Genomic DNA, 13,160 nt, shown 5'->3' on the forward strand with positions numbered 1-13,160 from the left:
CGACACTGTGGTCGCTTCCCGCCACATCACCGATCGTGCAAAAGGAACAACATTGGCAACCGATCTTTCCGTCGACATTCCCGATGTGACGCTGGCGGCCGAAGCTCGACCGCTGGTCGAGCGGCTCGCCGCCGAGGAGGTTGCCGGCAAGCTCGCGGCAGGCGACCCCACCCTGTGGGGCCCTGCCGCTGAGAGCGAGGCATCCGTCCGGCTGTCCTGGACGACGCTGCACGAGAGCTCCCGCCCGCTGCTGGCCGAGATCGACGCGCTGCGCGCCGAACTGCACGCCGAGGGCCTGGACCGCATCGTGCTGGCCGGCATGGGTGGCTCCTCGCTGGCACCCGAGGTCATCACCGCGACGGCGAACGTGCCGCTGACCGTGCTGGACACGACCGATCCGGGCCAGGTGGACGATGCGCTGCAGGGCGACCTGGACCGCACCGTCCTCGTGGTCTCGTCGAAGTCCGGCACCACCGTGGAGACCGACAGCCACCGCCGGATCTTCGAGAAGGCTTTCTCCGACAACGGAATCGATCCTGTGAGCCGGATCATCGTCGTCACCGACCCCGGCTCCCCCATGGAGTCGGCCGCGCACGAGGCCGGCTACCGCAAGGTGTTCACCGCCGACCCGAACGTCGGCGGCCGCTACTCGGCGCTGACCGCCTTCGGACTGGTCCCGGCCGGACTCGCCGGCGCGGACATCGCCACGCTGCTGGACGACGCCGCCGCCGCGTTCGACCGGCTGCGCGCCGACAGCACCGACAACCCCGCCCTGTGGCTGGCCGGAGCGCTGGGGGCCGCGCACGCCGGCGGCGCCGAGAAGCTCGTGTTCGCCGACACCGGCTCGGGCATCGCCGGCTTCGGCGACTGGGTGGAACAGCTCATCGCCGAGTCCACCGGCAAGAACGGCACCGGGCTGCTGCCCGTCGTCGTGGAGAACCCGGAAGCGCCCGGCTTCGGCGACGCCGGCTCCGACGCCACCCCGGTCGCCGTGGGGCCCGCCGCCTCCGGCGCGGCCGTGTCGTCCACCGGCCCGCTCGGCGGCATGTTCCTGCTGTGGGAGTTCGCCACCGCGCTGGCGGGCAGGCTGCTCGGCATCAACCCGTTCGACCAGCCCGACGTGGAGGCGGCCAAGAAGGCCGCCCGCGCGCTGCTCGACGGGCCGACCGGAGGCCCCGCGGCCACGCCGGCCCTGGTGGACGGGTCCATCGAGGTCCACCCCTCCGGCGACTGGCTCAGCGCCGGCACCGGGTCGGTGGCCGATGCGCTGCGCGTGTTCCTGAGCAACGCGACGAGCACCGGCTACGTGGCGGTCCAGGCCTACCTCGACCGGTTGGACGACGCCTCGGCGTCCGTGCTGCGCTCCGAGATCGCCCGCCGCACCGGTCTGCAGACGACCTTCGGCTGGGGCCCGCGGTTCCTGCACTCCACCGGCCAGTACCACAAGGGCGGGCACCAGAACGGCGTGTTCCTGCAGCTGACCGGGTCCTCCGAGCAGGACCTCGAGGTGACCGACCGCCCGTACACGCTGGGCGGTCTGCAGCGCGCCCAGGCGCTCGGTGACGGCCAGGTCCTGGCCGACCGCGGCCGCCCAGTGCTGCGGCTGCACCTGACCGACCGCGCTGCGGGGCTCGTCGAGCTCATGCAAGCCATTCAGCAACTCCCCCGAGGGGGTGCGGCGTGACTGCCTCCACCGACAACACCCGACAGGCCAACCCCCTGCGCGACCCCCGCGACAAGCGGCTGCCGCGCATCGCGGGCCCGTGCGGGTTGACGATCTTCGGCGTCACCGGGGACCTCTCCCGCAAGAAGCTGATGCCGGCGATCTACGACCTCGCCAACCGGGGCCTGCTGCCGCCCGGCTTCGCGCTGACCGGCTTCGCCCGGCGCGACTGGGAGAACCAGGACTTCGAGGAGATCGTCCGGGAAGCCGTCAAGGAGCACGCGCGGACCCCGTTCAGCCAGACCGTGTGGGACCGGCTGGCCGAGGGCATCCGCTTCGTCTCCGGCTCCTTCGACGACCCCGACGCGTTCGACCAGCTGGCGAACACCGTCAAGGAGCTCGACGCCGAGCGGGGCACCGGCGGCAACCACGCGTTCTACCTGTCGGTGCCGCCGAAGGCCTTCCCCACGGTGCTCACCCAGCTGTCCCGCTCGGGCCTGACGCAGCAGTCGGACGACAGCTGGCGGCGCGTGGTCGTGGAGAAGCCCTTCGGCCACGACCTGGAGAGCGCCCAGGAGCTCAACCGCATCGTCAACGAGGTCTTCCCCGAGGAGTCGGTGTTCCGCATCGACCACTACCTCGGCAAGGAGACGGTGCAGAACATCCTGGCGCTGCGGTTCGCCAACCAGATGTTCGAGCCGCTGTGGAACTCGCACTACGTCGACCACGTGCAGATCACCATGGCCGAGGACATCGGCCTCGGCGGCCGCGCCGGCTACTACGACGGCATCGGCGCCGCCCGCGACGTGATCCAGAACCACCTGCTGCAGCTGCTGGCGCTGACGGCGATGGAGGAGCCGGTCTCGTTCTCCCCGCAGGACCTGCGGGCGGAGAAGAGCAAGGTGCTGTCGGCGACGAAACCTGTCGGACCGTTCGACCAGACCACCGCCCGCGGCCAGTACACCGGCGGGTGGCAGGGCGGCTCGCTCGTCCCCGGCCTGCACGAGGAGGGCGGCTTCGCCGCGGACTCCACCACGGAGACCTTCGCCGCGCTCACCCTGGAAGTGGAGAGCCGCCGCTGGGCCGGAGTGCCGTTCTACCTGCGCACCGGCAAGCGGCTGGGCCGGCGGGTCACCGAGATCGCCGTGGTGTTCAAGCGCGCCCCGCACCTGCCGTTCGACAGCACGATGACCGAGGAGCTCGGGCAGAACGCCCTGGTCATCCGGGTGCAGCCGGACGAGGGCGTGACCATGCGCTTCGGCGCGAAGGTGCCCGGCAGCTCCATGGAGGTCCGGGACGTGACCATGGACTTCGGCTACGGTCACGCCTTCACCGAGTCCTCCCCGGAGGCCTACGAGCGCCTCATCCTCGACGTGCTGCTCGGCGAGCCCTCGCTGTTCCCCGTCAACGAGGAAGTCGAGCTGTCCTGGCAGATCCTCGACCAGGTGCTGGAGCACTGGGCCGAGCGGGGGAAGCCCGAGCAGTACAAGGCGGGCACGTGGGGCCCGCCGTCGGCGGACAAGATGCTGGCCCGCAGTGGACGCTCCTGGAGGCGACCGTGATCATCGACCTGCCGTCGACCACCACGTCGCAGGTGAACAACAAACTCGTCGAGCTGCGCGAGACCGGTGGTGCGGTCGCGCTGGGCCGGGTGCTCACCCTGGTCATCGTCACCGGGGACGGCACCGAGGTGGAGCAGTCCATCCAGGACGCCAACGACGCCAGCCGCGAGCACCCCTGCCGGGTGATCGTGGTGGCGCGCGGGGCCCGGCAGGCCGCGCCGCGGCTGGACGCCCAGATCCGCATCGGCGGTGACGCCGGGGCCTCCGAGGTGCTCGTGCTGCGGCTGTACGGCCCGTTGGCGGACGAGGGAGCGGGCTGCGTGGTGCCGCTGCTGCTCTCCGACACCCCGGTGGTGGCCTGGTGGCCCTCCGACGCGCCGGAGCACCCGGCCAAGGACCCGATCGGGGCGCTGGCGCACCGGCGGATCACCGACGCGGCCGCCGAGGTCGACCCCATCCAGACGCTGCGGCAGCGGGTGAAGTCCTACTCCGCTGGCGACACGGACCTGGCCTGGACCCGGTTGACCTCGTGGCGCGCGCTGCTGACCGCCGCGCTGGACCTGCCGCCCCACGAGGACATCACCGCGGCAGCGGTCACCGGTGCCGCGGACTCGCCGTCCACGGACCTGCTGGCCGCGTGGCTGGCCAGCAACCTGAACATCACGGTGCGGCGCCAGGAGCACGAGCGCGGCCCCGGCATCGTCGCGGCCGTGCTGGAACGCCCCTCCGGCAACATCGAGATCATCCGCCCGGACGGCCAGACCGGCACGCTCACCCAGCCCGGCCAGCCGGAGCGGCGGGTGGCGCTGCAGCGCCGGCACGTGCGCGACTGCCTCAGCGAGGAGCTGCGCCGCCTCGACCGCGACGAGATCTACGAGGAGACGCTGGGCTGGCTCGACCGCGTCGACCGGCAGGGCCCGGAGGAGGCGCGGCCCTCCGAGCAGAAGCAGGCCGCGGCGGGAACGGAGGCCGGAGCATGAGCACCGTCCTCGTCCACGACAACGGTGATCTGCTCGCCGCGGCGGCCGCGGCGCGGCTGATCACGAAGCTGGCCGACGCCCAGGCCGAGCGCGGCGCCGCCTCGGTGGTGCTCACCGGCGGCCGCACCGGCAACGCCGTGCTGGAGCACGTCCGCACGTCCCCGGCCCGGGACGCGGTGGACTGGTCGCGCGTCGACGTCTACTGGGGCGACGAGCGCTACGTCCCCGCGGACGACGAGGAGCGCAACGAACGGCAGGCCCGGCAGGTGCTGCTGGACCACCTGCGGCTCGACCCGCGCCGCGTGCACTGCCCGCCGCCCGCGGACGGCGCGTTCGGCGAGGACGTGGAAGCGGCCGCGGAGCACTACGCCGAGGTCCTGGCCCAGCACGCGCCGGATGGTGCGCACCCGCGGGTGCCGCGGTTCGACGTGTGCATGCTCGGCGTCGGCGAGGAGGGCCACACGGCCTCGCTGTTCCCCGACACCCCGCACGTGCGGGAGTCGGTGCGCACCGTCGTCGGCGTGCGGGACTGCCCGAAACCGCCGCCGGCGCGGATCTCGCTGACGCTGCCGGCGATCAACGCCGCCACCGAGGTGTGGTTGATGACGACCGGTTCCGGCAAGGCCCAGGCCGTGGCCGCCGCGCTGGACGGGACCACTCCGCCGGCGGACATCCCGGCCGCGGGCGCGCGGGGCCGCCAGCGGACGCTGTGCCTGCTGGACGAAGCCGCCGCGGCCGAGCTGCCGGCGGGTGGCTGACCGACCGCGCGGGGACCGGCGGCCGCGTGCTCGGCCAGCCGCTCCGCGGGCTCTCCGGGGCACCGGCCTCGCGTGCTGAACGGGGCGTGCCCGCGCGGTGCTGCCGCGCGGGCACGCCCCGTTCTCGTGCCGCGCTGACGTGCTCCCCGCCCTCCGCGGCGGAGTCCTGCGGTGTTGGCGATGCTCCCCGTTCGCGCCGGACCCGTTCGCGCCGAGGCGTGGTGCCGGGCGCGTTGCTGTGCGACCGTTCCCCCGGCGATCAGACGCACCCCAGGAGGCGGATGTGAACGAGCGAACGGTCGATGCGGCGGTCGTGCAGGCGGCACCGGTGGCCTTCGACCCCGGTGCGACCCTGGACAAGGCCGAGGGGTTGCTGCAGCGCGCCACCGCCGGTGGAGCCGAGCTCGTGGTGTTCCCGGAAGCCTTCGTGTCCGCCTACCCGCGCGGCCTCACGTTCGGCGCCAGCGTCGGTGAGCGCACTCCCGAGGGGCGCCGCTGGTACCGGCGCTACTGGGAGTCCAGCGTGGACGTGCCCGGCCCGACCTGCGAGCGGCTGGGCGAGATCGCTCGGACGCACAGCGCGCACCTGGTCATCGGCGTGATCGAGCGGGACGGGGGCACGCTCTACTGCACCGCGCTGATGTTCGCCCCCTCCGGCGAACTGCTCGGCAAGCACCGCAAGCTCATGCCCACCGCGGCCGAACGGCTCGTGTGGGGCTTCGGGGACGGCTCGACGATGCCGGTGGTGCAGACCCCGCTCGGCCGCCTCGGCACGGTGATCTGCTGGGAGAACTACATGCCGCTGCTGCGGATGCACATGTACTCCGAGGGCGTGCAGCTGTACTGCGCGCCGACCGCCGACGCCCGGGAGACCTGGGTCGCCGGCATGCGGCACGTGGCTGCCGAGGGACGGTGCTTCGTGCTGTCGGCCAACCAGTTCGCCCGCCGCGGCGACTACCCGGCGGACTACCCGCTGCAGGGGTCCTCCGAGGAAGTCCTGTGCCGCGGCAACTCGGTCATCGTCTCGCCGCTCGGGGAGGTCCTCGCCGGACCGTCCCTCGACGAGGAGGCGGTGCTGCACGCACGTCTCGACCTCGGGCAGATCGCGGAGGGCAAGTACGACTTCGACGTCGCGGGCCACTACGCCCGCCCCGACGTCTTCCAGCTCGACGTCGACACCTCCGCGCGCCGCCCCGTGCGCACCGAGCGGGACGGGTAGCCCGGGGGACGGCGGGGGCACACCCCGGGGGTCTTGCTAGGTGATGTCGGAGAAGTGCTCCACGGCCCGCGTGTTGCCGGCGACGATGAGCACATCGCCCTCCTGCACCACGGTCGCGGCCGTCGCGTAGGTGAACTCGCGCCCCCGCGTCTTGATCCCCACCACGGTGACGCCGTACTTGTGCCGCAGCTGGGTCTCGCCGAGCGAGCGCCCCACCGCCTCCACCGGGGCCAGGGTCTTCGCCAGCGCGTAGTCGTGCTCGATCTCGATGTAGTCGAGCATCCGGCCGGTGACCAGGTGCGCCACGCGTTCGCCCATGTCGTGCTCGGGCAGGACCACGTAGTGCACGCCGACCCGCTCCAGGATCCGGCCGTGCTGGCGGCTCGTCGCCTTGGCCCAGATGTTCGGGATGCCGAAGTCGACCAGCAGCGAGGTCGTGAGGATGCTGGCCTCCAAGCTGGTGCCGATGGCCACGACGGCGCGCCGGAACTGGTGCACGCCGAGCTGGCGCAGGCTCTCCCGGTCCGTGGTGTCGGCGACGGCCGTGTGCGTGAACGAGTCGGCGTGCCGCTGGACCACGGTGGGGCGGCTGTCGATGCCCATGACCTCGGCCCCGCCCTGGATGAGTTCGGAGGCCAGCGAGCTGCCGAACCGGCCCAGGCCGATGACGACGATCTGGTTCTCCGTGCCTCGTCTAGCCAACGATGGGTCGCTCCTCGGGTCGTTCGTAGCGGCGCGTGCGCTCCCGCAGGGCCAGCGCCGACGCCAGCGTGATCGGACCGAGCCGCCCGACGAACATCAGCACCACCAGCAGGACCTGCCCCGCCGAGGGCAGCTCCCCGGTGATCCCCGTGGACAGCCCCACGGTGGCGAACGCTGAGATCGACTCGAACAGCACCCGGTCCAGCCGGAACGGAGTGATGGCGAGCAGGACGATCGTGGACACGACGACAGCGGCCACGCCGATGAGCACGATGGTCAGTGCCTGCCGCTGCACCCCTTCGGGAATCCTACGCCCCATCACGTGCACGCTGGGCTCCCCGCGGATCTCGGCGAAGATGACGAACGCCAGCAGCGCGAACGTGGTGACCTTGATGCCGCCGGCGGTGCCCGCGCTGCCGCCGCCGATGAACATGAGCACGTCCTGCACGAGCAGGGTCACCGCGTGCATGTCCTCCACCGGCACCGTGTTCAACCCCGCGGTGCGGGGCATGACGCCGGCGAAGGTCGCCGCCAGCAGCTTCTCCGGCCAGGGCAGCGGTCCGAGCGTCGACTCGTTGGTCCACTCCCCGGCCATGACGGCGATGATGCCGACGGCGAAGAGCACGCCCGTGGCCAGCAGGGTGATCTTGGTGTGCAGGCTCCACTGCCGGGGCGTGCTGAACCGGTGGAACAGCTCCAGCCACACCGGGAAGCCGAGCCCGCCGGCGATGACGGCGAAGATCACCGGCAGGCACACCCACGCATCGCCGACGAAGCCGGACAGGCTGTCGGAGTACAGGGCGAACCCGGCGTGGTTGAACGCCGAGACGGCGTGGAAGATCCCCTCGTACAGCGCGCTCGGCAGGTCCCGCCCGTAGGTCGCGTGCAGGCGGATGACCAGGAACACCGCCGTGATCGTCTCGATCGTCACCGCGAGCACGAGGATGCGCCACACCACCCCGCGCACCTCGCCGAGCCCCAGCGTCTTGGTCTCGGTCTGCGCGCTCAGCCGCATGCGCAGGCCGAAGCGGCGGAACACCGCCACGCTCAGCAGCGAGGCCAGCGTCATGATGCCCACGCCGCCGATCTGGAACAGCACGAGCAGGACGACCTCTCCGGCGGTGGACCAGTAGCTCGGCGTGTCCACCACGATCAGGCCGGTGATGCACACGGCCGAGGTGGCGGTGAACAGCGCGGTGACGAAGTCGACCTCGCCCGTCTCGGTCATCATCGGGAGCATGAGCACTCCCGTGCCGATGGCGATCATCAGGGCGAATCCGAGTACGACGAGGACCGGCGGCCGCCGCAGCAGTGCCGCCGCCCCCGAGCGTTGCGCCGTGACCTGAGGCGTGTTCGGTGACGCCATGCCTCCGGAAAGCACCCGCGCAGCGTACTCCCGCCCCGCGGTGATCAGAACGCGAGGTCGGCCGTGACCACCACGCCGTCGCGGTCGCAGACGACGTGCTCGCCCGGGACGAAGCGCACCCCGCCGAGCTCGACCGGGACGTCGCGCTCCCCCTCGCCGGTCTTGGAGCTCTTGCGGGGGTTCGTGCCGAGGGCCTTCACGCCGAACTGCATGTCGGCGAGCACGGCGGCGTCGCGCACCGCGCCGTTGATGAGCACCCCGCTCCAGCCCTGCGCGCGACCGGACTCGGCGATGAGATCACCCATCAGCGCGGTGTGCAGCGACCCCGCACCGTCGATGACGAGCACCGCACCCTCACCCGGTTCGGCGAGGATCTTCTTGACCAGGCCGTTGTCCTGGTAGCAGCGGACCGTGCGGATCGTCCCGGAGAAGTGCACGACGCCGCCGCAGTCGCGGAACTGCACATCGCAGCTGCGGACCGATTCGCCGTCGCGGTCCGCGAGGTCCGTCGTGGCAGGGATCATGGCTCTCACCTCCGCGTGCGAGGCGCCCGACCGGATGCCGGAGCGCTGTTCGAGGCGGCGAGCCTAACCCGGTGGGCGCAGCGCTGACCTCCGGCCTAGACGTAGGCCACACCGTCCGCGACCACGCGGCCGCGCCCCGCGCTCACCGGAGGAGCGGCCGGGCCCGGCCGCGCACCGCTCCCTGCCCGGACTCCCGGGGCCTTCCCGGGAACGTCGCCGCCCCGGGAGGTGCGGGCGGGGCGCCGGGGCGTTCGGGGCTCGTCGCGGGGGAGTCACGCCTCGCCGCGGCGGGCGCGCAGCCGGTTCAGCGCCTCGCCCAGCAGGGCCTCGCCGTCCGCGTCGGTGCGGCGTTCCTGCACGTAGGCGAGGTGGCTCTTGTACGGCTCGGTGCGCCGGCCCTCCGGCGGATCCGCGCGGTCGCGGCCCGCGGGCTGGCCGCAGCGCGAGCACTCCCACTCCGCCGGCGGCGCGACGTCCGCGGCGAAGGACGGGCGGACCCGGTGCCCGTTGGCGCACCAGTAGTCCACGCGCTGCCGCGGCGCGGACTCACCGCGCTCCGCCTCGCTCACGTTCGGCCCGGAACCGACCCGCACCCCGCGAATGGCCTCGCCGCCAGTCATCTCTGTTCACCCCACCGTGTGACTTGCGAACGCGTGCTCGGCGCGGTCGGTCTCCGCTGCGCACCGGCGCCGCCGCAGCCGCCGTGCGGACCGCCCCGATCGCGGTTCGCGAGCGCTCGTCCTAGCCGCCCATCTTGATCAGCAGGCCGGTCCCGATGATGCAGATCACCCACAACGCGATGACGAACAGCGTGAAGCGGTCGAGGTTCTTCTCCGCCACGCTGGAACCGGCCAGGTTGGATTGCATACCGCCGCCGAACAGCGAGGACAGTCCGCCGCCCTTGGCCTTGTGCAACAGCACCAGCAACACGAGCAGCACGCTCAGCGCGAGCAGCGCGATCTGCAGAATAAGAGTCATCTCGTCCTCGTTCGTACAGCGGTTCGCAACACAGCGTACCGGGGAGCCCACCGCAGGTGATCACCCGGTCGCTCGCGGACGACCCCACGCGCGGTGCGGTACGGCGCCAGGGTAACGAGGCACCACCCGCGCCGGTGCGCACGGGCACCCGCCGAGGACGCGGGCGCCGGCGCGAGCGGACTCGCGACCGGCGCCCCGCCAACGTCCTCGCGGCGCCCCCGGGAGGTCCACCGCAGTGCGGTCACGGCAGCGGGCCGCCCGCGGCCATCGCGCTCATCTTGGCGAACTCGTCGCCGTTGAGGCTCGCGCCCCCGACGAGCGCGCCGTCGATGTCCTGCTGGCCGAGCAGCTCGCCGATGTTGCTCGACTTCACCGAGCCGCCGTAGAGGATGCGGACCTCCTCGGCCACCTCCGGGCCGTACTTGTCGGTCAGCGCCCGCCGCAGCGCCCCGCAGACCTCCTGGGCGTCCTCGGAGGTGGCGACCTTGCCGGTACCGATGGCCCACACCGGCTCGTAGGCGATCACGCTCCCGCGCACCTGCTCGGCCCGGAGGCCCTTGAGCCCCTCGATGAGCTGGCCGGTGCAGTGGGCGACGTGCTCGCCGGACTCGCGCACGTCCAGCGCCTCGCCGACGCACGTGATCGGCGTGATCCCGTTCTTCAACGCCGCCCGCACCTTGCGGTTGACGACCTCGTCGGTCTCGGCGTGCTGCTCGCGGCGCTCGGAGTGGCCGACCACGACGTAGCTGCAGCCCAGCTTGGCCAGCATGCTCCCGGAGACCTCACCGGTGTAGGCACCGGAGTCGTGCCGGGAGACGTCCTGCGCGCCGTACTTGACCAGCAGCTTGTCGCCGTCGACGAGCGTCTGCACGCTGCGGATGTCGGTGAACGGCGGCAGCACGGCCACCTCGACCTTGGAGAAGTACTTCTCCGGCAGGGCGAAGGCGAGCTTCTGCACCAGGGCGATGGCCTCGAGGTGGTTGAGGTTCATCTTCCAGTTGCCCGCGATCAGCGGCAGCCGGCTCATCACTCACCGCCTTCCAGCACCGCCACGCCGGGCAGCGTCTTGCCTTCCAGGAACTCCAGGGAAGCTCCGCCTCCGGTGGAGATGTGCGAGAAGCCGTCCTCGGGCAGGCCGAGCTGGCGCACCGCCGCCGCCGAGTCGCCGCCGCCGACGACGCTGAACGCCGAGGAGTCCACGACGGACTGCGCGATGGCGCGGGTGCCCTCGGCGAAGGCGGCGAACTCGAACACGCCCGCGGGCCCGTTCCAGAACACGGTGCGGGCACCGCCGATGACCTCGGCGAAGCGCTGGCGGCTGTCCGGGCCGATGTCCAGGCCCATCCAGTCGGCCGGGATCTCGTCCACGGCCACGGTCCGCGTGGCCGCGTCGGCGGCGAACCGGTCGGCGACGACGACGTCGACCGGCAGCATGAGCTTGTCGCCGTGCTCGCGCAGCAGCTCGCGGGTGCTCTCCAGCTGCTCCTGCTGCACCAGCGACTGGCCGACCTCGTAGCCCTGCGCGGCCAGGAACGTGTAGGCCATGCCGCCGGTGATGAGCAGCTCGTCCACCTTGGGCAGCAGCGCCTGGATCACGCCGAGCTTGTCGGAGACCTTCGAACCGCCGAGCACGACCGCGTACGGCCGCTGCGGATCACCGGTCAGCGTGCGCAGCACGTCCACTTCGGACAGAACGAGACCGCCGCCGTAGGCGGGCAGCAGCTTGGCCACGTCGTAGACGGAGGCCTGCTTGCGGTGCACCACGCCGAAACCGTCGGAGACGAAGGCCGCCTCGGAACCGACCAGCGCCGCCAGCTCGTCGGCCAGCGCGGCCCGCTCGGCGTCGTCCTCGCTGGTCTCCCGCGGGTCGAAACGCACGTTCTCCAGCAGCACGACGCCGCCGTCGGCCAGCGCCCGCACCCGGTCCTGCGCGGACTCGCCGACGACGTCGCCGGCCAGGTCCACGGTGGTGTCCAGCAGCTCACCCAGGCGCCGGGCCACCGGGCGCAGCGAGAACTGCGGGTCCGGCTCGCCCTTGGGCCGCCCCAGGTGGGCGGTGACGACCGTGCGCGCGCCGGCCTGCTGCAGCTTCCGCAGCGTCGGCAGCACCGCCTGCACCCGGCCGTCGTCGGTGATCGTCTCGCCGTCCAGCGGGACGTTGAGGTCGGCGCGCACGAGCACGCGCCGACCCGCAACACCCGCGGACAGCAGATCGTCCAGGTTCTTCACGATCCGCTCCGGGTTCCGACTCAGGAGATCTTCTTGCCGACCAGCGCGGTGATGTCCACCAGGCGGTTGGAGTAGCCCCACTCGTTGTCGTACCAACCGACGATCTTGACCTGGTTGCCGATGACCTTGGTCAGCGGCGCGTCGTAGATCGTGGAGTGCGGGTCGGTGACGATGTCGGTGGAGACGATCGGGTCCTCGCTGTAGCGCAGCACGCCCTGCAGCCTGCCGGCGGCAGCGGCCTCGCGGAACGCCTCGTTCACGTCCTCCTCGGTGACGCCGCTGGCCGAGATCGTGGCGGTCAGGTCGGTGACCGAACCGGTCGGCACCGGCACGCGCATCGCGTAGCCGTCGAGCTTGCCGTTGAGCTCCGGCAGGACCAGGCCGATGGCCTTGGCCGCACCGGTGGAGGTCGGCACCACGTTGACCGCGGCGGCACGCGCGCGGCGCAGGTCCTTGTGCGGGCCGTCCTGGAGGTTCTGGTCGGCGGTGTAGGCGTGCACCGTGGTCATCAGGCCCTGCTCGATGCCGAAGGAGTCGTTGAGCACCTTGGCCATCGGCGCCAGGCAGTTGGTGGTGCACGAGGCGTTGGACAGGACGGTCTGCGAACCGTCGTACTGGTCGTCGTTGACGCCCAGCACCACGGTGAGGTCCTCGCCCTTGGCCGGAGCCGAGATCAGGACCTTGCGCGCGCCGCCCTCGTCGACGTGCTTGCGCGCCTGCTCGGCCTGGGTGAACAGACCGGTCGACTCGACGACCACGTCCACGCCCAGGTCCCCCCACGGCAGCTTGCCCGGGTCCTTCTCCGCGAGGATCTTGATGAGCTTGCCGCCCACCTCGATGCCCTCGTCGGTGACCTTGACCTCCTCGTCGACGCGCCCGAGGACGCTGTCGTACTTCAGCAGGTGCGCCATGGTCGCGACGTCGCCGAGGTCGTTGGCGGCCACGACTTCGATGTCCTGGTTGCTGGCGAGCGCGGCGCGCCAGAAGTTCCGACCGATGCGACCGAAGCCGTTGATCCCTACGCGAGTGGTCACGCTGATCTCTCCTCGTGACTGACCCAGCCGCCGCGGCGGTGGGTGAGGTTGCTGGTCTCGGTTCCACCCTATCTGTCCCCCGGATGGGCGCACCCGGCGGTGCGCGCAGCGCCGACCGGCCTCCCGCCGCACGTCAGCGCCCCAC

Annotated in this window: 13 protein-coding genes; 5 read left to right on the forward strand and 8 right to left on the reverse strand. The window is 71.9% G+C overall.

Annotated features, from left to right (window positions below; translation table 11 throughout):
• Nucleotides 1-52: 52 nt before the first annotated feature.
• The 5 genes from ACYVJE_RS16055 to ACYVJE_RS16075 all read left to right on the forward strand — a co-directional run bounded on the left by ACYVJE_RS16055 (nucleotide 53) and on the right by ACYVJE_RS16075 (nucleotide 6,182).
• A complete protein-coding gene (locus ACYVJE_RS16055) occupies nucleotides 53-1,684 on the forward strand; it encodes a glucose-6-phosphate isomerase (RefSeq protein ID WP_461145100.1) in 1,632 nt (543 codons plus the stop codon).
• Nucleotides 1,681-3,225 (forward strand): glucose-6-phosphate dehydrogenase, encoded by a 1,545-nt coding sequence (zwf, locus tag ACYVJE_RS16060; RefSeq protein ID WP_461145101.1) that lies wholly within the window; start codon nucleotides 1,681-1,683, stop codon nucleotides 3,223-3,225. Before ACYVJE_RS16055 ends, zwf begins: the two co-directional genes overlap by 4 nt.
• Nucleotides 3,222-4,205 carry a glucose-6-phosphate dehydrogenase assembly protein OpcA gene (opcA, locus tag ACYVJE_RS16065; RefSeq protein WP_461145102.1) on the forward strand — a complete coding sequence of 328 codons (984 nt, stop codon included), beginning with the start codon at nucleotides 3,222-3,224 and terminating at the stop codon, nucleotides 4,203-4,205. The genes zwf and opcA overlap by 4 nt, the downstream gene beginning before the upstream one ends.
• Nucleotides 4,202-4,963, forward strand: coding sequence for a 6-phosphogluconolactonase (pgl, locus tag ACYVJE_RS16070; RefSeq protein ID WP_461145103.1), 762 nt, complete (start codon nucleotides 4,202-4,204; stop codon nucleotides 4,961-4,963). The genes opcA and pgl overlap by 4 nt, the downstream gene beginning before the upstream one ends.
• Nucleotides 4,964-5,246: 283 nt before the next feature.
• Entirely contained in the window at nucleotides 5,247-6,182 is a 936-nt protein-coding gene (locus ACYVJE_RS16075) for a nitrilase-related carbon-nitrogen hydrolase (protein ID WP_461145104.1), read from the forward strand.
• Nucleotides 6,183-6,218: 36 nt separating this feature from the next.
• Here the strand turns inward: ACYVJE_RS16075 and ACYVJE_RS16080 are convergent, their stop codons facing one another.
• From ACYVJE_RS16080 to gap, 8 genes are all read right to left on the reverse strand, one after another.
• Nucleotides 6,219-6,884 carry a potassium channel family protein gene (locus tag ACYVJE_RS16080; RefSeq protein ID WP_459156477.1) on the reverse strand — a complete coding sequence of 222 codons (666 nt, stop codon included), beginning with the start codon at nucleotides 6,882-6,884 and terminating at the stop codon, nucleotides 6,219-6,221.
• On the reverse strand, nucleotides 6,877-8,250 hold the full coding sequence (locus tag ACYVJE_RS16085; protein ID WP_461145105.1) for a TrkH family potassium uptake protein: 1,374 nt from the start codon (nucleotides 8,248-8,250) through the stop codon (nucleotides 6,877-6,879). The genes ACYVJE_RS16080 and ACYVJE_RS16085 overlap by 8 nt, the downstream gene beginning before the upstream one ends.
• 44 nt (nucleotides 8,251-8,294) lie before the next feature.
• Nucleotides 8,295-8,774: a ribonuclease E activity regulator RraA gene (gene rraA, locus ACYVJE_RS16090; RefSeq protein WP_459156479.1), complete on the reverse strand. Its 480-nt coding sequence runs from the start codon at nucleotides 8,772-8,774 to the stop codon at nucleotides 8,295-8,297.
• A 272-nt stretch (nucleotides 8,775-9,046) separates the two neighbouring features.
• Nucleotides 9,047-9,394 carry an RNA polymerase-binding protein RbpA gene (locus tag ACYVJE_RS16095; RefSeq protein WP_459156480.1) on the reverse strand — a complete coding sequence of 116 codons (348 nt, stop codon included), beginning with the start codon at nucleotides 9,392-9,394 and terminating at the stop codon, nucleotides 9,047-9,049.
• A 121-nt stretch (nucleotides 9,395-9,515) separates the two neighbouring features.
• Nucleotides 9,516-9,752 (reverse strand): preprotein translocase subunit SecG, encoded by a 237-nt coding sequence (gene secG, locus ACYVJE_RS16100; protein ID WP_459156481.1) that lies wholly within the window; start codon nucleotides 9,750-9,752, stop codon nucleotides 9,516-9,518.
• Nucleotides 9,753-9,993: 241 nt separating this feature from the next.
• The gene (gene tpiA / locus ACYVJE_RS16105; RefSeq protein WP_461145106.1) at nucleotides 9,994-10,779 is read right to left on the reverse strand and encodes a triose-phosphate isomerase; all 786 of its coding nucleotides are present in this window, start codon (nucleotides 10,777-10,779) and stop codon (nucleotides 9,994-9,996) included.
• Nucleotides 10,779-11,981, reverse strand: a complete 1,203-nt coding sequence (locus tag ACYVJE_RS16110) for a phosphoglycerate kinase (protein ID WP_461145107.1) — start codon at nucleotides 11,979-11,981, stop codon at nucleotides 10,779-10,781. The genes tpiA and ACYVJE_RS16110 overlap by 1 nt, the downstream gene beginning before the upstream one ends.
• A gap of 20 nt (nucleotides 11,982-12,001) precedes the next feature.
• Nucleotides 12,002-13,015 (reverse strand): type I glyceraldehyde-3-phosphate dehydrogenase, encoded by a 1,014-nt coding sequence (gene gap, locus ACYVJE_RS16115; protein ID WP_461145108.1) that lies wholly within the window; start codon nucleotides 13,013-13,015, stop codon nucleotides 12,002-12,004.
• Between the last annotated feature and the right edge of the window lie 145 nt (nucleotides 13,016-13,160).

It is taken from the genome of Salinifilum aidingensis (assembly GCF_054782015.1).

Bases quoted from the DNA above. Each gene is read 5' to 3' on its own strand.
- pgl (WP_461145103.1), top strand. From the start codon at position 4,202: ATGAGCACCGTCCTCGTCCACGACAACGGTGATCTGCTCGCCGCGGCG.
- ACYVJE_RS16085 (WP_461145105.1), bottom strand. From the start codon at position 8,250: ATGGCGTCACCGAACACGCCTCAGGTCACGGCGCAACGCTCGGGGGCG.
- rraA (WP_459156479.1), bottom strand. From the start codon at position 8,774: ATGATCCCTGCCACGACGGACCTCGCGGACCGCGACGGCGAATCGGTC.
- ACYVJE_RS16095 (WP_459156480.1), bottom strand. From the start codon at position 9,394: ATGACTGGCGGCGAGGCCATTCGCGGGGTGCGGGTCGGTTCCGGGCCG.
- secG (WP_459156481.1), bottom strand. From the start codon at position 9,752: ATGACTCTTATTCTGCAGATCGCGCTGCTCGCGCTGAGCGTGCTGCTC.
- tpiA (WP_461145106.1), bottom strand. From the start codon at position 10,779: ATGAGCCGGCTGCCGCTGATCGCGGGCAACTGGAAGATGAACCTCAAC.